Source organism: Helicobacter sp. CLO-3 (genome assembly GCF_001854545.1).
Lineage (GTDB): Bacteria > Campylobacterota > Campylobacteria > Campylobacterales > Helicobacteraceae > Helicobacter_B.
This window is the reverse complement of sequence record NZ_MLQN01000009.1, coordinates 46,577-66,646: the sequence shown is the minus strand read 5'-3', so window position 1 is coordinate 66,646 and position 20,070 is coordinate 46,577. Positions and strand designations below refer to the sequence as shown.

The 20,070-nt window shown below is 46.7% G+C and carries 11 protein-coding genes; 4 read left to right on the top strand and 7 right to left on the bottom strand.

What is annotated here, in order from left to right:
* Positions 1-605 precede the first annotated feature (605 nt).
* The gene (locus tag BKN38_RS03825) at positions 606-1,640 is read left to right on the top strand and encodes a glycosyltransferase family 4 protein (protein ID WP_066455486.1); all 1,035 of its coding nucleotides are present in this window, start codon (positions 606-608) and stop codon (positions 1,638-1,640) included.
* Positions 1,641-1,732: 92 nt separating this feature from the next.
* Here BKN38_RS03825 and BKN38_RS03820 read toward each other — a convergent pair whose 3' ends face one another.
* Positions 1,733-3,304 (bottom strand): PhoH family protein, encoded by a 1,572-nt coding sequence (locus BKN38_RS03820; RefSeq protein ID WP_082942523.1) that lies wholly within the window; start codon positions 3,302-3,304, stop codon positions 1,733-1,735.
* A 111-nt stretch (positions 3,305-3,415) separates the two neighbouring features.
* Between BKN38_RS03820 and tpx the strand changes: the two genes are divergently transcribed.
* Positions 3,416-3,913 carry a thiol peroxidase gene (gene tpx / locus BKN38_RS03815; protein WP_066455483.1) on the top strand — a complete coding sequence of 166 codons (498 nt, stop codon included), beginning with the start codon at positions 3,416-3,418 and terminating at the stop codon, positions 3,911-3,913.
* Positions 3,914-4,165: 252 nt separating this feature from the next.
* On the opposite strand, the gene BKN38_RS12180 is transcribed toward tpx, so the two are convergent.
* From BKN38_RS12180 to BKN38_RS03790, 6 genes are all read right to left on the bottom strand, one after another.
* Positions 4,166-6,388, bottom strand: a complete 2,223-nt coding sequence (locus tag BKN38_RS12180; protein WP_066455479.1) for a GDSL-type esterase/lipase family protein — start codon at positions 6,386-6,388, stop codon at positions 4,166-4,168.
* 2 nt (positions 6,389-6,390) lie between these two features.
* On the bottom strand, positions 6,391-7,839 hold the full coding sequence (locus BKN38_RS03805) for a GDSL-type esterase/lipase family protein (RefSeq protein WP_066455477.1): 1,449 nt from the start codon (positions 7,837-7,839) through the stop codon (positions 6,391-6,393).
* Positions 7,839-9,266 (bottom strand): MBOAT family protein, encoded by a 1,428-nt coding sequence (locus BKN38_RS03800; protein ID WP_066455475.1) that lies wholly within the window; start codon positions 9,264-9,266, stop codon positions 7,839-7,841. Before BKN38_RS03800 ends, BKN38_RS03805 begins: the two co-directional genes overlap by 1 nt.
* A 695-nt stretch (positions 9,267-9,961) precedes the next feature.
* The gene (locus BKN38_RS03795; RefSeq protein ID WP_066455473.1) at positions 9,962-13,711 is read right to left on the bottom strand and encodes a vacuolating cytotoxin domain-containing protein; all 3,750 of its coding nucleotides are present in this window, start codon (positions 13,709-13,711) and stop codon (positions 9,962-9,964) included.
* A 46-nt stretch (positions 13,712-13,757) separates the two neighbouring features.
* Positions 13,758-14,033: a hypothetical protein gene (locus tag BKN38_RS10555; protein WP_143000196.1), complete on the bottom strand. Its 276-nt coding sequence runs from the start codon at positions 14,031-14,033 to the stop codon at positions 13,758-13,760.
* A gap of 290 nt (positions 14,034-14,323) precedes the next feature.
* Positions 14,324-15,472, bottom strand: coding sequence for a hypothetical protein (locus BKN38_RS03790; protein WP_066455471.1), 1,149 nt, complete (start codon positions 15,470-15,472; stop codon positions 14,324-14,326).
* A gap of 167 nt (positions 15,473-15,639) precedes the next feature.
* Here BKN38_RS03790 and glyS point away from each other — a divergent pair, with 167 nt between their 5' ends.
* Both glyS and BKN38_RS03780 read left to right on the top strand, forming a co-directional pair.
* On the top strand, positions 15,640-18,060 hold the full coding sequence (gene glyS / locus BKN38_RS03785) for a glycine--tRNA ligase subunit beta (protein ID WP_066455470.1): 2,421 nt from the start codon (positions 15,640-15,642) through the stop codon (positions 18,058-18,060).
* 39 nt (positions 18,061-18,099) lie between these two features.
* Positions 18,100-20,037 carry a hypothetical protein gene (locus tag BKN38_RS03780; RefSeq protein WP_066455461.1) on the top strand — a complete coding sequence of 646 codons (1,938 nt, stop codon included), beginning with the start codon at positions 18,100-18,102 and terminating at the stop codon, positions 20,035-20,037.
* The last annotated feature ends 33 nt before the right edge of the window (positions 20,038-20,070 follow it).

The following is a 20,070-nucleotide window of genomic DNA, read 5'->3' as shown; positions in this document are numbered from 1 at the left end:
CCCCCGAGCAACACGACGAACGGGGCCGACCCCCGCGCCAGACGTGTACAAGAGACAGGGACTAGGGGGCGGTCTTCGCCTAAAACAAGCAAAGCGCCGTTTCTTCAGTAATTTAAGCCCCATGTCCCCCTGCGAAAACAAGCCGTAGGCGCAGTTTCTTTAGAAAAGGAAGGCGACTAGGGATAAGGATAAGCGCAAAGGTTTGACGACTACAAGGCTAAAAATTCAGAAAAATAGAATCCGAAACTTGTGCCATATATAGATAAATTTTCAAGTTTAAAATTTGTTTCGCAAATTTTTAGATTCTGCCATTTTGGCATTTGCACGCCTTGATATTTTAACCAATCTACGCAGAGATTATCAAAATCGCCATATCTTAAGCCTATAAATAAAAAGTTTTTGCTAGAATCAAAAGTTTTATAAATAAGCGCCGATAGGCTTTTATTGAAAAGCGCGCAGAAAGCGGGATTTGACAGAAGGCTGGGTTTGAAGATATTTGGAGCATCGCGCGCGCAAGCCATAGATTCTGCAGAAAGATTCTGCCAAGAATCAAGGCCTTTAGAAAACACAAAAAGTCACAAAAAATCACCAAAGGATTTTTGATTATGCCATTTGCTCTTAGCTATGTGTTGGTATTTTTGGTAAGCTTTGCCACTTTGCGCGCAGTGATTGCGCTTAGCCAAAAATACCAGCTTTTCATCGACTCTAGCCACTCATCCAAGCCCCAGAGATTCCACTATCAGCCCACGCCGCGCGCTGGTGGCGTCGGGATTTTGGCGGGCGTTTTGGTGGGATTTGGCGCGCTTTGCTTGCAAAATATTGGTTTGCAGTATTTCGAGGCGTTTGGCTCGGAGTGGGTGCATTTTTTGATAGCTGGGGTTGTTGTGTTTGCGAGCGGATTTTTGGAGGATATGGGCGTCTCGCTTAGCCCAAAGCTAAGACTACTTATCCAGTGTATCGGCGCTAGCATCGTGTGTGCGGGCATGTCAAATGCGTGGCTTAGGGACTTGGGGCTTGGCTTTGAGTTTCCATTTTGGCTGGGGCTGGCGTTTGGCGTGTTTGCGGTGGTAGGTGTGTGCAATGCGATAAATATCATCGATGGTTTCAATGGCTTGAGCGGGGGCGTCGCGCTGTGCGTGTGCGCGTCCATCATCATCGTATCCACGCAGGTGGATATGCCCCTCATCGCCAGCGTAGCGGCTATCATGATGAGTGCGACGCTTGGTTTTTTGGTGCTAAATTTCCCAAGCGGCAAGATATTTTTAGGCGATGGCGGCGCGTATTTTCTGGGCTTTGGGCTAGCGATGATACTCGTGCTACTCACGCAAGAGCCAAGCTCGATAGTAAGCCCATGGTATGGATTCTGCGTGATGATATATCCTATATGGGAAGTATTGTTTTCAATAGTTCGCAAGGTATCGGTGGGTAAATCGGCGATGCAGCCGGATTCTCTGCACTTGCATATGCTCCTTTTCAAACGCCTTCGCAATAACCCACTAACCTCGCTTATAATTGTTTGCGTAAATATCCCATTTATCGCGATTGCCACGCTTTTTTATGCCAATACTTTGGTGCTTATGATTACTTGTGTGGCGTTTATCATCGGGTATGTGCTGGTGTATAGATTGTTTAGAATGTAGAACATATTTGCAAAAATATAAAATATACAAAGCCTAAAATGGTTGCCTTGCTATGCACTGTAATATATAATTATCTGTCGCCGCACCACAACCTAAAAACTCTCACCAAACCATTGCGCGATGTTGCTTCGTATCGTCTGCCTTAGCTGGATTCCAGCGATGATGTTTTCTTGCAGTGCTTTTTGCAGCAGACTCACCGCGCCATTGCGAAATTTACTTAGATATGGGTGGTCTATCTGCGCCCAATCGCCCAAAAACACGATACGACTCTCCTCGCCAAGCCTCGTGCCCACAAGCTTTATCGTCGCGTTTGAAGCGTTTTGCGCCTCATCAAATATCACAAACTTTCGCCGTATCGTGATGCCCCGCGCGTGCGCGATATCTACCACCTGTATATGATGCTTTTTCAAAAAATGCTCCGTGGCATCCTCTTTGTGTATGGTATTGACATCGCCGCGATATTCTAGATAGTTTTTTAGGTTGGAGTTTTGCAGCGAGTCGATAGTGAAGTTTATCGCGCTATAAAGCGGATACATAAAATACCCAAGCTTCTGCTCCTCATCGCCTTTGCGAAACCCTAGCTCTGCTTCTTTGTCATTGGCCGTGATAGTGTTTCGAAGGTAGATGATGCCATCGACGATATTGTGGCGCACGAGGTGGATTCCAGCTTGGAGTGCGATTAGCGTTTTGCCGCTGCCTGTGGAGCCTGTGGAGCCTGTGGCGATGTTTTTCTTATGTGTCAGCAGGCAAAAAAGCATTTTTTGCTCGAGATTCATAGGCGCTACATAGGGGTTTGCTTCTTTGATGATTTCATCGAGCAAAAGCTCTTCAAACCTAGATTCTACCTTGATGCCAAAGCGCTTTTTGCCGGTGAGATACAGCGAGCTATCGGTGTTGTCTTGCTCATCGATTTGGATGAGACTCCATTGGCTTAGGCGCTTGAACTCTTTGCTTTTCTCAAGGCGCGCTATATCGCTGTCTTTGTGTAGCAAAAACCTATGCCAAAAGTCGATATCGCTAGGATTCTCGACTCTGTCGCGGCGCAGGGATTGCGCTTTGATGCCTTTGGCGATGGAGCGGATTTTTAGCGCCATGTCATTGGTTAGCAAAATCAAGCGATAGTCGCTTGCTATTTCTGCGATTTTGGCGTCGTTTAGCCCATAATCTAGCGCGGTGGTTTTGTAGTGCGGGCGATAGATGACAATGATTGGGATTGTCACATCTCTGCTTTCATAATAGATGACGCGCAGGAAATCGCCCTTTTTGGCGGCGCGTGAAGAAAGGCTAGTGGGGAGATTGGCGGTGGATTTTGTGTGTGGTGTGGTGCTAGATTCTGGATTTTTTCTCGAGGTGGAATCTGTGGCAGAATCTAAGCCCATGTTAGAATCCCTAGAATCCAAACTCGCGCCAGAATCCAAATCCGCGCCCGCGCTAACGCCCCCGCTAGATTCTGCCTCGCGCCAATCATCCTGCTTATCCACTATGCTTCGGAAAAACTCGCGCGCGAGATACCCCACCTCGCTAGCCCCCTTTTTCTTGTCAAGCTCCTCTAGCACGATGTCGCTCACATAGAGCGTATTTTTGGCGTTTTCATAGAGGTGGATGAGATTTTGCGGATCATCGAGGATCACAGAAGTATCGATGAGATAGTGCTTTTTTGACATTTTTATCCTTTGTTATCATCGCGCAATCAAATATTTAACTCCACACATTACAATATCAACTTGCAATGCAAAATGCAATTGTAAAGCAAAAATCACAAAAAAGGACAACAAATGAGCGTGAAATTTAAAGGAACGCCAGCCAAACTCAAAGGAGCGGCGCTAAAAGTGGGCGATAGCGTGCCAGAAGTGAATCTTGTCGGCAAAGATCTCTCCGAAGTCAAAGTCGGCGGCGCGCAGGGCAAAACACAAGTGATAAACATCGTCCCAAGCCTAGATACCGGCGTGTGCGCGATGCAGACGCGAAAATTTAACGAAAAAGCGGCGAGCCTGCCAAATGCGGTGGTGTATGTGGTGAGCATGGATTTGCCCTTTGCTATGGGGCGATTTTGCTCGACTGAAGGCATCGAAAATGTCGTGCCAGCGAGCGATTTTGTCCAAAAAGAGCTGGGCGAGAAATATGGGCTTTTGCTAGAGGATTCTCCGCTTAGAGGGTTGCTGACGCGCGCGGTGCTGGTGGTGGATGGTGCTGGCAAGCTAGTGTATCAAGAAATCTGTGATGAAATCACCAATGAGCCAAACTACGAAGCGGCGATAAACGCGGTGAAATAAGCGCTATCATAAACGCTGGCGCGAGTATTTAAGGCTACATCTTGCGCTAGAATCCAAAATCTTGCTATCTTGCAACTTTCAGCCTAGAATCTAGTTTAAGCATTTGCTAGATTCTAGGGCTTTTTCTATCATTTTATCTGCGTAAAATCTAGAATCCAACTTTTATGTATTTTATTTTGCTTGCAAATCTAGAAATTTTTGGCAATTTTTTGCATTGTTTTGGCATTTCATTTGTGGAGTGGATTGGGCGCTTTAGAGTTCTTTTAGCTCTAAATCTTGCCAGTCTTTTTGCCAAACTTCTTGTGGGGCGCTGCTGGGTGCTGGAAGTGGTGGCTCTAGCGGGTTTTGCAAATCGCTTGCATTTGGCTGCTTTGGCGAGTTTGTAGAATTATTTGCGTTTGGTTTGATGGCGTTTGTAGATTCTGTAGCGTTTGGTGTATCTTGCGTGCTGGCTGGCTTTGGTGGATTAGTGGATTCTGGGGTGTTGGCTGGTTTGGGGGTGTTTGTGGATTCTGCTGGGTGTGGTTGCCCTGTCTGCCCTGTTTGTTTTAGTGAATTGGTGGATTCTGCTGGGCGCGGCTGCTCTGCCTGTTTTGGCGGATTGGTAGATTCTACATTTTGCGATTGTGATGCGTTGGCAGGATTGGCGGATTCTGGCGTTTTGGATTCTATATGCGCTTTAGTGTCTTTTGGCTCGGCGGTTTTAGAATCTGTATCGTTGTCTTTTGATGTGCCAGAATCTAAAGCTTTAGATTCTGCATTTTTCGCACTACTAGAATCTATCTTTTGAGAATCCGCTTTTTGTGATTCTGCATTTTTAGATTCTGTGCTAGAATCCGCCTCATTACCCGCCGCACCTACGCCCGCCGTGCCCACACCAGCCACATTTGCACCAGCCACGCCCGCGCCAGCCGCACCAGAATCTCCAAAATCCACCCCAGAATCCACCTCGCTAGATTCTGCGCCACTGCCCTTTGCGCCCTTATCCTTAGCGCCTTTTGCCTTTTTGCCTTTTGTGCTCTCTTCATCTAGCTTTTTGGATGGGATTTTGCCTAGCAGCTTCACCAGCCCCGCACTCATCGCATCCGCCACCAGCCGATACCCATAAGGCGTGAGATGCACATCCGCTTTGGAAAGTGCTAGCGAGATCCACTTATCCTTGCCGCCATTATCCTCGATGAAGTCATACATATCAAAATACAGCGTCTTATTTGCCTTCGCCACTTGCTTGGTAGCCTTGCGCACGGCTTCAAAGCTTGGCGTGACTTTGTAGTTTTGTGCGTTTTTGGGCTTTGTGAGGACTTTTGGCGGGGCGATGATGAGGATCGAGGCGCGCGGATTGCACTCGCGCAAAAGCTCTATAAGCTCGCTATATCGCTGCTTGTAAGCCTTCTCATCAAAAGGACTTAGCATCGCATCATTTGAGCCATAAGAGAGTGCGATGAGATCGTATTGGATGAGCCCTAGCTCTTGGCGCAAAAGCTCTTTGTTCCACTTCGTCCAGATGTCGCTCCTAGCGCCATTTGCGCCCATGTGCGACACGAAAGCATCGTTATTTTTAGCCACCTTTTCAGTGGTGATGAAATACCCGCCAAGCGCGGCGTTTGGCAGCAGGACTTGGATGGTGATAGGAAAGCGCAGCTTCATAGGCTCTGTGATCTCCCAAGAATCTATGCGCTTGGCACCCAGCCGATAGCTCCTGCCCTGCGCGTCGGTGATGAGAAATGCGCCCAATTTGCTAGGCGCTTTAAACACCACACGCACGAAAAAATCCTGCGTATCTTTGGGAAAATTTAGCGATAGCTTGATATATGCCTGCTCGTTTTTGGCGCGCGCGACGATGCCGCCCATGGGGTAGTCTGGGTAGGCTTGCAGGCGCGAGTTATACACCTCAAAAAGCTTGTGCTGGTAGTGGATAAGCAGGTTTTGATGATACACGGGAAATATCGGATACGCGAAGCCTATGGCGTTTGGCTCCATGAAGGCATTGCGCCACTGCTGCGGGATGAAATCGCCCGCGATATGCGAGTCGCCAAAAATGCTGATTTTTGCGCTGCTTTCTTGCTTGCTGGATTCTAGCGCGCGCTTTAGGTGCAGGATATTTGGCTCGCCAAAATCGATGATCTCGGCTTTTTGGATCATTTTCTGCGCGTGCTCTGGGGTAGGGGGTTTGGGCGTGACTTTGGGCTTTAGGTTTAGTTTTTTGGTTTTGGAAGTGTTTTTGGTGGTGGATTTGGTGGGAGTTTTTGTCGTGGCTTTTTTGGCGGGCGTGGTGTTTTTGGCTGGCGTTTTGGCGGGTGTGGCTTTTTGCTGGTTTTTGGCGGCTGGTGCTTTGGTGGATTCTGCGCCAAAAGCGACTAGTGGCATGGCAAATGCCAAAAATACCAAAATATAGGCGCATTTCAGCGCATCGCTGGCGATCCCAAAGGCGCGTTTATGTAGGTTGTCACAAAGCCGGATTTTTATAATTCTCATGGCTACTCATCGCTGGCGCGCGCGGCTTTGTGTGGAGTGTGGATAGAATCTAAAAGTATGGATTCTAAAGATGCGGGCTTTGGTGCGCTAGATTCTGCGTCGTTTGTGGAAGCGCTAGAATCTACATTGCCAGCACTAGAATTAAGAGCGCCAGAATCTCTGCTAGAATCCAGCGCGCCAAAATTTGCAGATGAAGCAGAGCCTGCAAAATCAGAAGCGGCAGAATCAGAATCAGCGGAATTCATAGAATCCGCAGAATCTATAGAATCCATTTTGTCAGCATCCGCATTAAACCCGCGCTGGTGGCGCGTGGATTCTGCTTTTTCTCGTTTTTTGCGTGTGCTGTTTTTGGCAGAATCTTTACTTAAATCTTTATTTGAATCTTTATTTGCGCGAGAATCTACGCCCCCAAAATCCCTAGAATCTACATCGCGAGAATCCGCAGAATCCCTAGAATCTACATTGGCAGAATCCAAATCGCCAGAATCCTCTCCCTCCTCTTTGATAATCTCTAGCCGCTCCACCAGCAGCGCGCCCAGCGCCCTAGAGCCATCCCCGCTAAAGTGTATGCCATCGCTCGCACGCATTTTTATGCTTTTGCCTTGATCGTTTTTGACATAGGGCGTGTAGATTCCATCGGGTGCTAGCGCGCTGTTTGAGGGCAAAAATAGCTGTTTGGCAGCCTCCACGCGCGATTTATAGAGCGTGTTTAGAAACGCTAGGCGCGCATTTAGCGGCTCTTTTTTGACGATGGGCGCTTCATACCACACCACCAGCGCACCATGCTCGCGCGCGGTGTCTAGGATGCTCTGTATGCGCTGCTCGTATATCTCCACCCATTCAGGCGAGGCGTATTTGATTTTTGGCATATTATAGGGGTCGTTTGCGCCCACCATCATCACGACGATGTTTATATGCGGATTTTTGGCGAATGCCTCTTTTAGCGTTTTGCCCCAGTCAAAAAAGCTAGTATAGGTAAGCCCGGTGCTTTGCCTCGCGATATCTATCACGCTAAAGCCAAGCTTTTTTAGCTCGCGCCCTAGCGTCATCCCCACGCCCTGCATCATAGAATCGCCTATAAACAAAAAGGTAGAATCCGCTTTTAGCTCGATCTGCCCTTGTTCGTTTAGGCGCGGGTATGGTGGCTCTGCGTTTTCATCGCTAGATTCTGTCTCGTTATTTTCGCCTGCTTCGCCGGTGCTATTTTCGCCCGCTTGCGCTTCGTGCAGAGCGGATTCTAGTGCTAGATCCTCTTGCGTGGGGAATAGATTTAGCCTTAGCGTATCTAGCCACTCTCTAGGCGCACCAAGCAGTGAAAGCACGGGATTTTCTGGGTTGAAAAGTGCCATGTGATATTTTTGCTCGATATAAGAATTTATGCTTTTATTCATCACCACCAGCACCAAAAGCGCGCTTATAAGCAGGGTAACTACAAAATCTCTAATACTCATCAAAACCCCGCATAAATGAAGTTTGGGATGCCATCAGGCATGAGGCAAAACACCACGAGCAAAAACGCGCCGAGCAAAAATGGCTTCAGCAAAGGCGGGATTTTATACAGATAATACACGCTGGCGCGCTCGAGATTTCTAAAATATGGATAGATGCTAAAAAATATCAGCCCGCAGGCTAGGACTATCAGCTCGCTTATACCGATGCTTTTGTGAAGATTCTCACCAAACGCGCTTAGGAAAGCTAAAGAATCGCCAAAATCTTTGTAGCAGAAAAACACCCACGCAAACGACACGAAGCAAAAGGTAACAAGTGAAGCGAGATACGCGCCCACACGCGATTTGCCAAAGCTTAGATCGAGCGCTTTTAGCGCATTTAGCACCACTAAGCCAAAGCCATGCAAAAGCCCCCAAATCATGAAATTTATCGTGTTGCCATGCCAGATTCCAGAGAGCCCAAAGGCGATAAGCACAAAAAGCTGCGTCAGCCAAAATCCCTTGCGCGACCCGCCTAAAGGGATATAGATAAAATCGCGAATGAAGGTCGAAAGGCTTATATGCCACCTCGCCCAGAAATCTTTGAGATTGCGCGCGGTGTAGGGCATATTGAAGTTTGGCGGCAGGGTAAATCCCAGCATCAGAGCAAACGCGCACACGAGATTGACATACCCGCTAAAATCGCAATAAATCTGCACGCTATAGCCAAAAATCCCGATAAGCAGCTCGGCGATATTGTAGTTTAGCGGATTTGTGAGGATGGGCAGGGTGTATTCTTGGATATAGGTGGCGATGAGCACCTTTTTTACGATACCAAGTAGCAGCAAGACGATGATAGGATGCGCGTTTTTAGCACGCCAGAATCTATCGCTTTTGAATTGCGCGAAAAACATATCGCTTCGCATGATGGGACCCGCGATGATGGTTGGGAAAAATGACAAATACGCGGCTAAATCGGGCAAGGATTCTAGTTTGGGATTTTTCAGCAAGACATAGTCGCTAAATCCGCGCTTCGCCTCATACACCGCGCGCAAATAAGTGATAGACGCAAAACTATAAAAGCTAAGCCCAAGCGGCAGCAGCACATCAATATCCGCCACATCAAGCCCAAAAAAGCGCAATAGATTCTCAAAGCCGTCTTTGAAGCTCGCAAAATATTTGAAAAAGCTAAGATTTAGCACCACAAACGCCACGCAAGCAAGAAACACCGATTTGCTCTCACTCTGTGAAATCGCGTGACTCGCCGCATAGATAAACAGCGTAAAACACGCCAGCACCAGCACAAAATACACGCTGCCAAAATAACACAAAATCGCGTAGTTAAATGCCAGCAATAGCAGGTTTTGCAAGCGGTGATGCGCGCGCAGTAGCCAATACACCACAAAAAACGCCAAAAACGCCAAACCAAACTCTATGGAGAAAAAAAACATCGCTTCCCTAAGTGAAAAAATAAAGCGCATTATACGCAAAAAGTGCTAAAACGCAATAAATAGCTGACATCAAAATGACAAAGTGAGATAAATAAAAGACATTTTGCATTTGATAGCAACGAGCCATAGCTGGCAGGCTGCAAATTAGAATAAGTCCGTCATTACTAAAAAGCTACGTTTTGCTTCGTCAGCCTGTGGCTTCCTCGCAATGACGGAAGGAAAATTGCCACTATTTAGCCAATGCAGCTTAAATAGATTGCTTCGCCTTGCTAGTGCAAGCCTCGCAAGGCGAAGCAATCTATAAAAAAATTAGCGACCAAAAAGCTAGAATCTAAACAGCACAAAATCCACAATTGGCACAAAAATCTACAAATACGCAGAAGTTTAATCCATTTGACAAAATCTATAAAATCATAAATATTTAGATTCTGATATAAATTAAGAATCCAAATAGCGCTTTGTTTGTAGATTGCTTCGCCACTACGTTGCTCGCAATGACAAAAAAATGGGTGTATTGCTAAAGAAGCCCACCTTGCGAATAGCGAAGCGAGTTTCTTTAGCAATGATAAATAAAAATCTGCGTGGCTAAAACATCAAAATCTCTAAACTACTGCTCCATAAACCTAAACCAAAGCAACAAACAATCAAAAAATAAGCGCACAAACACAATCACCAAACAAGCAGACTAAAACCCTCTAAAACACATACCTTGCACCTAGGTTTGCGGTGATGTTTAGGTCTTTGTAGGTAAGTCCTGCGCGTCCGCCTAGCGCGAAATTGACAAATGTCTGTTTGCCTAGCATCACTTCACCCCCAGCTGTGCCTAGCAGATGCGTGTTTAGCATATCGCCTTGTTTGTAGCTTAGTGCGCCATTGCCGATGAAGCGCACTTCTGTCACGCTTCCAGATGAGATAAACAAATCCTTCTGCCCGCCGACATTGACAAACCAATACGAACCTTCAGAAAAATACTGCCTAGTTTCTAGTGTCAGATTTAGCGTCAGCATATTTTGCGTGATTTTTGGGCTTTGTATCGCGGTCTCATTGGTCTCAAAAGTATAGTTTGGATTCCCATACCCTGCGCCGCTAGCGCTCACTGGCGCGCTATCGCCTGTGATGCCTCCCACATGCATCAGATAGTAGCCAAGCCCCACTGCTGGCTTAAACACGAGCGAGCCATTTTTCACGCCAAATACATAGCCATAGCTGGCGTTTAGGTTCATCGTGTGCGTGTTGTAGCGATAGCTTTGGTCTAGCGCGCTTAGCCACACATTTTGGCGGGCGTGGATGTCTTCGTTATTCATGCCTATGGTGTAGCCGATGTTGAGGTCTAGCTCGCTGTTGCCTATGAAGGCTCTTGAGTAGATTCCGGCATTGACATTGTGGCTGTGGTTTTTGATGAGGTCGGCTGTGTATGAGCCATAGCCATACGCGCCAAACGCCCCCACGATGACGCCGCTTTCGCCCACTGGGATAAATCTATCATACCCGGTGTTTATCCCATATAGCGTGCCATGCCCGTTGATGACGAAGCTCGCACTCCCGATAGCAGTCGCCCAGATGTTGTTATTATAGTCGTGTCTGTTGGAAAATTTATACAAAAAAGCCGGGTCTAGCGCGCTAGATTCTGCGTAGTCGCTGGCCACCCCGCTAGTGCTAGCATCATTTGAAGCAAATCGCTTGCCTTTTAGGCTTTTTAGATACTCTGCAAATCTCGTATCGCCTCTATCCATGACATTGCTGCGCGATACTTTGACTAGGCGCTGGATTTTGGCGATGTCAGCGGCTAGGCGCGTGGAGCTTGCCATGCTGGATTTGCGCTCGGTGGAGGCGACTTGCCCTAGTGTGTTGTATAGCTGCGTGGCAGTATCATAGAAAAAGTCAATATCATAGTCCATGATATTAGTGCCAGTCCATGTGATGCCTTTGGAGTGGATGCTTAGGAATTGCATCCAGTCGAAAATATCGGAGTTTGCTACTTCTACCATCACCGCATTGCCATTGCTATCTAGCACTTTTTGCCCGTTTTGTATTTGCTCTATCGTCTCATTGCGCAGGCTTGTGGTTGAGATTCCGGCGATTTTGGATACATATTCATCGCCTCTGGAGGTGCCGCCTTTTTGCCATATATAGTAGCGTATGTCGCCGATGTCGTAGGGGTTGTCCGGATTGTCCGCAAGCGCTTTGATACCTATGGTTGAATAATCGACTACTTTTTCAAATCTTAGTCCAAGGTTGCTTCCTACAGTAGCTAGATCCACGCGCCCAGCGGTGTAGTCGATACTGCCATCGGTGTTAGTCGTCGGATTGACTTTATCGCCTTCATATATAGCTATGGAGTTTTTGATATAGGTGCATTTTTCTAGTGTATCTGCCCCGCCATCGCAGTGAAAAGTGCTTGTCGCGCCGCTTGCTGTAGTGAAAGTATAAGAAATCCCACCGCTTGCAGTGATAAAGCGATGTATTGTGCCAGCTTGTATATTGATATTTGACATATTGGCACCAGCATTCACCACATACAGCAGCGGTGTGCCAAAATTATCCACCGCATTGCCAGATTGTTTGACATCTACGCTGAAGCTTTGCTTGATATTTATCGTGCTATTTACATCCATGACGATAGAGCCGGCATCGATGATATTTAGCTGGTTGAAGTAAGCTTCGGCATCATATTTCAAGACTAGATTCTGTATATTAGTGGTTTCTATGTTGCTAGCGTTTATTGTGGCGAGGTTGTTAAGCGTTACATTTTTTGATGTGAGCGATGAGCCTGCTTTCATCCCGCTTTGGTTAAATCGCAAGCTTGCATTATGTCCGGAGTTATCAGCTCCACCGCCTTGTATGGTTATGGTGTCGATGGTTAGCTTGCTATTTTCTTGCGTGTTTATATCTGTAGTTGGATTCCCGGTAGTCCGGCGCACATAGAGGCTTTTTGCAGCGAAGTCGCTATTGGTGATAAATGTCCCCTTGCGCGCATACAAATCGCCAAGCGACACTTTGCCACTGACATTTGACATATCCACCACCGCGCCCCAAATACCAGAATCTAAAAGTTCCTCGCCAGTGCCCTCGCCATCGCGCCCCACGATTAGTTTGCCAGTATGTGTTAGGCTAGCCCCGCTGAAGTTTAGTCTGCCGCCTTTGCCAGAAGTGCCTAGCTGAATGTTTAGGTTTGTAGTGCCTAGATTTATGCTCCCGCTACTTTTGAAATCAATTTGCGAGTTGGAAGTAGAGGCTCCCGGTGTGGTGGTAATATTGCCTGATTTTATATCGATATTTGCGCCTTCAAATGTCGCGTGGGAGTAAGTCGCTGCTGTTATTAAGTCGAAGTTTAGATTTATTTTGTCAATAGTTAAATTCTCGCTCGCTTTCATATTTAGTGCGCCACTGCCATAATTTATTTTTATATCCGCATTGCCTAGTGTTATATTTTTATCAGAGTTAAAGTTTATATTTGCGTTAGTAGTCAATTCGCCAGAATTTATAACGGTGGTGCCAGCTAGATTTATACTTCCATTAGTTGATTTGAATATTACATTTTCGGTTTTAAAATTTGTAGTTGTAGAAGCATCAAAATTTATATCCCCACCCGTAGAGGTAAAGCTAGTAGTGCTATATACTCCGGCGGTGGAGGAAGTCCCAGTAGAAAGGCTGCCATTTTTTATGTCGATTTCTTTTGCGCTTATGTTTGCATTTATAGATTCTGTAGTGCCGGGCATCGATAGTGTGAATCCATTTGCGCTAAATTTGCCATTTGCCTTGGCTGTAAAATTGGAGTTTGAGCCATCTATGGTAAAGGTGGAGCTGTTTATGGTTATGTCTTTTTTGCTATTTAGCGCTAGCGTCGCACCTTGTGTGTTTGACCAAAAATTGGCATTAAATCCTTGAGTGGTGATATTTTCATTTGCGTTAAATGTCAAACTAGCACCCGCACCCGCACCTGTGTTGTTTCCTGTGGTTAGCGTGCCAGTAAAATAAGCCTCTTTAACATTAAATGTGCCATTAAGATACGCGGTGTGTCCGCCTCCACCACCACTACCAAGATGTATTTGCCCGCTACCTTGCTCCTTTTTGTCGTTTCCAAAGATTAGCGTCCCATTTGTATAATTGGTAGTAAAAGCAAATGTGCCAAATCCTTCGCGATAAGTTTCTCCACTTTTTACATAAAATATATCACTGCTAGAATTGTTGGTGTTTGGCGTGTAATTCCAAGAGCCACAATTTGTAAATGCAATACTGGAATTGTTATATAAGCAATACATATCTTTATTCCATATGTCCGTAGCCGCAACAGCCACGCTAGGAAATGCCAAACCAAGCAAAAGGAGTGATGATGACAGCGCGGCTTTGATAGTTTGCGCGGGCTTGGTGGCTTTGGCGTGCGCGGTATTTTGGGCGTGTCTGGTGCGCGTGATAGCTGGGGCGCTTTGGGCGTGCTTTATCATTGCTCCTCCTTTCGTAGTTTGGTGGTATATCGGCATCATCGCGGTATTATATCGTCATTTTGGATGACATTACGCTGCTTTTTGTCATTGCTAAAACCTCGCCGCGCTCGTTTTTATTTGTCATTGCGAGGAGCAAAGCGACGAAGCAAAGCGTCAGCTTCTTTAGTAATCTATACCAAAAATGGGTTGCCTTAGTAATCCATTTTGGTTTTTTAGATTCTGCTCCACTAAAAAATGCTAGATTGCTTCGTCGCTTCACTCCTCGCAATGACGACAAGAAAGTTTCTTTAGTGATGACGATTTCTTTTGCTCGTGTCTGCAAACGACATTCGGTTTATACTACCATTTTGGTGAATAAATAATAAATAGCGCGCAAAACCGCTCGAAGTTTTGCAAAACTTTGGATTTTAGCGCAATAACCATATATGCAAAAATTAATCCAAACTCGCACGAGGATAATAAATGCCAGAGTATCGCATGGATATGGCTTTGCAGTATCGGGCTGTTCCTTGGTATTTGCAATACAAAATACTAAAATAAGCTTCTAAAGCAAGTCTTGTTTGATTGTCGCTAAATGAAGCAAAATTTAGATTTGGCTATTGCTTAGATTGCTTAGCGGTTAAACATGAGGTTGAAATCCTCAAAGCTGGAGTCGAAGTTGTTGCTGCGCGGGCGTTTGGCGCTCATATCTTCTAGGGGCAATTCTACAAAATCATCCGGTTTTAGCATATCTTTGTAAGTTTCTTGCGGGGCTTTGGGTGTAGGCTTTGGAGTGCTTTTTGGCGGTTGTTTGGCGTTTGGCGCGGGGCTTTGGGTAGATTTTGGCGCGCTTTTTTGTGGATTTTTTTGTGTTTGCGGTGTAGCTTTATTGGCATTGGCGCTGGAACTGCTGGTGCTTTTATTTACTTTGGAGTCATTTACCTTAGAATCCTGCAACGCCCTAAAAGTCTGCTCTACTTGCTTATTTTTATCCGCGACTTCGATAAATGTGCTTTGATTACGCACGCGCGAGTATTTGGGGATATAGGATTCTAGCGCGCGCACTTTTTTGGAAATGCTTTGATAGTAGGATTCTGCTAGCGCGTTGCTGGCGTTATCGCCCTGCCATTTGAAGCCTTTGTTGTAGGATTTGATAATGTTTTTGTAGTTGCCTTTGTGGTGTTTGTGCCAATATATGAGATTATCTAGCGCGATTTGCGAGGCGAGCTTTCTGTCATTTATCAGCAGCTGCCCCATGACATTGCGCGTGAAAGGCGTGTCTTTGTAGCTAGAATAATACTTCAGCACCATCGGAATATGCGCGTGATACAGCCCAGCGGAAGGGTCGGAGAAATTCATCATATACTCGCCAGCGCAGGATTCTTGCCACGCGATAGCTGCCATCGTGTAGCCCATGCCATGCGGCGCGCCGAAATTGTAGGCATAGACTAGGTGGTCTCTTTGGGCTTTGGTGAAGCGCTTTGGGTTGTCGCATTCTACTTGCGGGAAGGTGGCGTTTTTTGGCGAGGTGGAGGCGTGCAAAATGGGCGCTTGTATCGCTTGTATCAAAAGGGCGCAAAGCAAGGCAAAGGCTAGCGCGTGGATTTTGAATTCTGGCGTTTTGGATTCTGTGCTGGAATCTACATCATAAAAATCCACGCCGCAAGAATCCGCTCTACAAAAATCCGCTTTGCAAGAACCCGCTTTGTGAGAATCCGCGCCACGAGAATCTAGCCACGCCGCAGCCGCGCGCAAATAATCATAAATTTTAATATATCGCAATGTTTTATCCTTCATATAAATCTACACAAAGCCATGCAGCCACGCACAAAGCCACACAGCGCAAACTTATCGCACCACAAATCGCCACCCTTGTTTTTTCGCTTCATTTTTTCGCCAGCTAGATTCTGCTATAATCCGCGCCAAACTTTAAATCACAAGGATATTTCGTGAAAACCTCATCATCTAAGCTTTTGGTAGAGATCCTTTGCGAGGAGCTGCCCGCACTCCCGCTTCTCAAAGAGTCTGCCAACTTCTCTGCCAAATGGCAAAACGCGCTAAGTAAGCAAAATCTCGAAGCGCCCGCGCAAATCTACTTCACACCGCGCAGAATCTGCATCTACACGCCCGCCTTCCCCGCGCACACCAAAGAGGTGGTAAATGAGCTTTTCGGTCCGCCAAAAGACATCGCTTTTATCGATGGCGAGCCAAGCAAAGGGCTAAGCAAAGCGGGCGAGGGTTTCATAAAAAAAGCAAATATCGCGCCAAATCAAATACAATTCGCGCAAAAAGATGGAAAAGAGGTGCTATATGCGCGCAGTGTGAAGCCCGGCGTGCCTAGTAGCGAGGTGGTGGCTTTAGCAGTGGAGGATTTTTTGCTTTCACTTCAGTTTGGCAAATCAATGCGCTGGGGCGGCGCAAATGTGGATTCTGTGGCAAATGTGGATTCTGGCGCTATGGATTCTGGTGCAGAATCTAGCGACAAAAGCGGCGCCAAAAATTCCGCGCAAAATACGCAAAATAGCCAAGCTACGCAAACTACACATTTTATCCGCCCGATAAGAAATATATTGATATTGCTAGAATCTAGCGCAGAATCCAAAGCAGATTCTGGCGCGTCGAGCGCAAAAGCAGAATCTAGCGCGTCGGGCGCAAAAGCAGATTCTCGCGCGCAAAACACCAGCGCAAAATCCACCACACTACACATCACCACCAGCGCCTACAGCCAGCCAAGCCGCCAAGCCACGATTTTACACCGCGATTTGATAGATTTGGATTCTGATAGCTCTTTTGAAAAATCTTGGACGCATATCGCTAGCATCGAAGACTATTTCAAAGCCCTAGAATCTGGCGGCGTGGAGCTAGATTTCGTAAAACGCAAAGAAAAAATCCTCACACAAATCAAGCAAATCGAGCAAAAAGAGCGCATAAAGGTTGAGCTAGATTCTGCGCTGCTTGATGAAGTGGGCGCTATCACGGAGTATCCGCGCGCGCTTTTGGGGCGCTTTGATGAGCGCTTTTTGCGCCTGCCAAGCGAGGTTATCATCACTTCGATGAAAGAAAATCAGCGGTATTTCGCGATTTTTAAAGATAATGCGCTTTATAATGGCTTCATCGTTGTTAGCAACTCGATGAGCGAGGATCTCTCACTCATCATCGGCGGGAATGAGCGCGTGCTGAAGGCTCGGCTAAGCGATGCGGAGTTTTTCTATGACAATGACAAAAAATCACCGCTAAACCCAGCACCCCTCGCGCAAGTCGCGTTTGTCGATGGGCTTGGCAGCATGCTTGATAAAACCAAGCGCGAGCAAGATATCGGCGCGTATCTGTGCGAAAAATATGGGCTAGATTCTAGCGCGCGCGAGGTGGTAAAAGAGGCGCTTTGGATTTCCAAAGCGGATTTGCTTAGCGAGATGGTGGGCGAGTTTCCGGAATTGCAAGGGGTGATGGGGTATTATTATGCGATGAGTGAGGGTAAATCGCAAGAACTAGCGCTTGCCATAAAAGAGCAATATCTGCCAAATGGCGAAGCTTCAGCGCTGCCAAGCACCAAAACTAGTGCCATAGTCGCGATGAGTGGGAAGCTTGATAGTCTGCTGGCACTTTTTAGCGTGGGAAAAATCCCAAGCGGTTCCAAAGATCCTTTCGCACTTAGACGCGCGGCAAATGGCGTGCTAAAAATCGCGCTAGAATTTGGACTCGCACTTGATTTGCAAAAGGATTTGGCAGCGCTTGCCAAAGGCTACAAGGCGTTTGATGTGGAGGGTTTGCGCTGGTTTATGCTAGAGCGGCTTGAGGCGATACTGCGCCTTAGCGCGCTGACTTTCCGCAGTGTCTCGCGCGGGCTTAGTAGCGAGGTGCTGCAAATCGCTAGCAATGCCTATGCGCTAGAATCCCTGCAAGAGCGCGAGGATAAAGACGCGCTTATCTCGATATTTAAGCGCGTGGCGAATATCACGAAGGATTTTGCGGTGGAGTCTAAAGGGGTGGATTCTAGCGGGGCGGATTCTGGGGCAGAATCTAAAAATGCGGATTCTGCGGGCAAAGTGGATTCTGGCGACTTGGATTCTAAGGGCGCAGATTCTGCGATAAAAATCGATGAAAGCCTGCTAAAACTTCCGCAAGAAAAGGCGCTTTGGGAGGCGTTTGTAAAGGTGCGAAGTCAAGATAATGGAATAAAAGATAAAACGATAGAGCCAAAAGTGCTTCTAGAAGGGCTTTTTGGGCTGAAAGGCGCGCTAGAGGCGTTTTTTGATAATGTGCTTGTGAATGATGAAAATCCAGCCTTGCGACACAATCGCAAGGCGATTATTTATGCGATTTATGTGGAGTTTAAGAAAATAGGCGATCTCAAAGAGCTTGCGGCGTAAGGCAAACGCGCGCCAAAAGCAAGGCAGATAGGATAAAGCATGTGGCGCGTGGTATATGTAGCCAAAAAATACATTGCGATGTTATGTGCCAAAATGGTGTGCGCTGGGGTGGCGTGCGTAATGCTAGAATCTAGCGTGATAGATGTGTCAGAATCTGCGGTTTTTTCGAATTCTAGTTTGCTAGAATCCAGCCTGCCAGAATCTAGCCTAAAAACCTTCCGCCAAAAGCGCGCGCAAAATTTTGCAGAATCCACAAATAGCCAAAAATCCGCCAATAACGCAGAATCTATAAATGATATAGATTCTATAGACAGCCAAGATTCTACGCCAAAAAATCAAGCGAAATCCGCGCAGGATACTGATTTGGATTCTAAAGCGGATTTTAAAGCAGAATCCGCGCAAGATTTTGATATAGATTCTAGTGCAGAATCCAAACTAGATTCCACCGCGACAAGCGCGCCAAACCAAAGCCAAATTTCCGCGCCAAGTGCTACCGCAGCGCAAAGCCAAATTTCTACACAAAGCACCGCCACACAAAACCACAGCGCGACAAACGCAAGCCAAGCTAGCGCGCCAGAATCTAGAGCGGAATCCAAATCAGATTCTGAAGCAAAATCCACCACAAAATCCACCGCGCCAAACGCAACCCGCGCCAAGCCCAAGCTAAACAGCTTTTTGCGCTTGCAAGAAATTGAGCTTTCAAGCTTTACTTCATTTGCCAACATCCACGCTGCGGGCTTAGTAAATCGTGCAAATCTCGGCTACAGCGGGCTTTTTGCCAGACTCACACTCCAAAGCGCATCATTTAATCTAGGCAAGGCAAATTTGCTTATAGGCTCGAGTGTCTCGGTGTTTGGGCAGATAGCGGATTTTAACCCGCGCCAAACTCCTAATCCAACTAGCCAAAATAACGCGACCCTAAACCAGAATCCACACGCGACCTACGCACCAGAAATCTACTCCTATCTTATCAACAACGACGAAGCCAAAGATGTGCTATTTACGAGCGATTTGGTGCATATTCCAGCGCTTTTTTTGCAGATTGATAGGGAGCTAAAAGGGGGTGATAATATCGGATTCCAAGCGGGGCGATTTGGCGCGGAGTATGAGTGGATAGGCGATTATTTGGAGGGTGCGGAGGTGTTTTATCATCACAAACATGCGCGCTACGCGCTCGGCGGATTCTACCGCCAAAGCTATGCCAACCCCGCAGAAAACACCTCATATCAATACATAAAAGACCTCTATGAAAAACAGCAAGGATACAATCTAGGCGCGCATTTTTACGCTGATGCAAACTATGAGCTAGAGCGTAGCGGCGTGCGCGCATATGCTAATTATTTCCAGAATCTCTATTTTATCACTGGGATAAAATACTATATAAATACGCCAGATAGCGAGCTCAATGAAAACGCGTTTTTAAACTACAAGGGCAAAAGGCATATTTTTGAGAATCTGCATTTGGGATTTTTGATGCATTTTGCTTTTGTGAGTGCGGGCGTGCAGGGCGCTAGATTTTGCGCTGATCCAGAGCGCGCGCAAAAAGCAGGGCTAAACTGCTACCAAAAAGGCAGCTTTGGCAAGCTAAATGGCGGGATGTGGCGACTAGAGGCAAACGCCAACTACAAGCACACGCGCCTCGTGCTAGGCTATGTGGGTAATAGCACCAATGGCGCGACAAACTTGCTACCAATCTATGCAGATAACAACCCGCTAGAATACAACACCTACATCTATAGCGAGGGCGCGCAGACGCTATTTGCGAGGCTTGGCTTTGGTAGCGGGCATTGGGGCGGGTTTGTGGGATATGGGAGAAGTGTGTTTTTTGACCCAAGTGTGCGCTATTCTAACCAAGCGCTATTTGAGCTAGAGGCGCGCACGGGCGTGGTGAATTGGCACTTGACGATGACTTATCTTGATGAGATGGATTCTTATCGGGCGTTTATCTCTAAGCTTTGGTTTGGATATAATTTTTGATTATTAACAAAGCGGTTATTAAAAATGTGTAGA

What these genes read in the sequence shown, in the direction of transcription:
- BKN38_RS03825 (WP_066455486.1), top strand. Translation starts at nt 606, where the DNA reads ATGCCATTTGCTCTTAGCTATGTGTTGGTATTTTTGGTAAGCTTTGCC.
- BKN38_RS03820 (WP_082942523.1), bottom strand. Translation starts at nt 3,304, where the DNA reads ATGTCAAAAAAGCACTATCTCATCGATACTTCTGTGATCCTCGATGAT.
- tpx (WP_066455483.1), top strand. Translation starts at nt 3,416, where the DNA reads ATGAGCGTGAAATTTAAAGGAACGCCAGCCAAACTCAAAGGAGCGGCG.
- BKN38_RS12180 (WP_066455479.1), bottom strand. Translation starts at nt 6,388, where the DNA reads ATGAGAATTATAAAAATCCGGCTTTGTGACAACCTACATAAACGCGCC.
- BKN38_RS03805 (WP_066455477.1), bottom strand. Translation starts at nt 7,839, where the DNA reads ATGAGTATTAGAGATTTTGTAGTTACCCTGCTTATAAGCGCGCTTTTG.
- BKN38_RS03800 (WP_066455475.1), bottom strand. Translation starts at nt 9,266, where the DNA reads ATGTTTTTTTTCTCCATAGAGTTTGGTTTGGCGTTTTTGGCGTTTTTT.
- BKN38_RS03795 (WP_066455473.1), bottom strand. Translation starts at nt 13,711, where the DNA reads ATGATAAAGCACGCCCAAAGCGCCCCAGCTATCACGCGCACCAGACAC.
- BKN38_RS03780 (WP_066455461.1), top strand. Translation starts at nt 18,100, where the DNA reads ATGTGGCGCGTGGTATATGTAGCCAAAAAATACATTGCGATGTTATGT.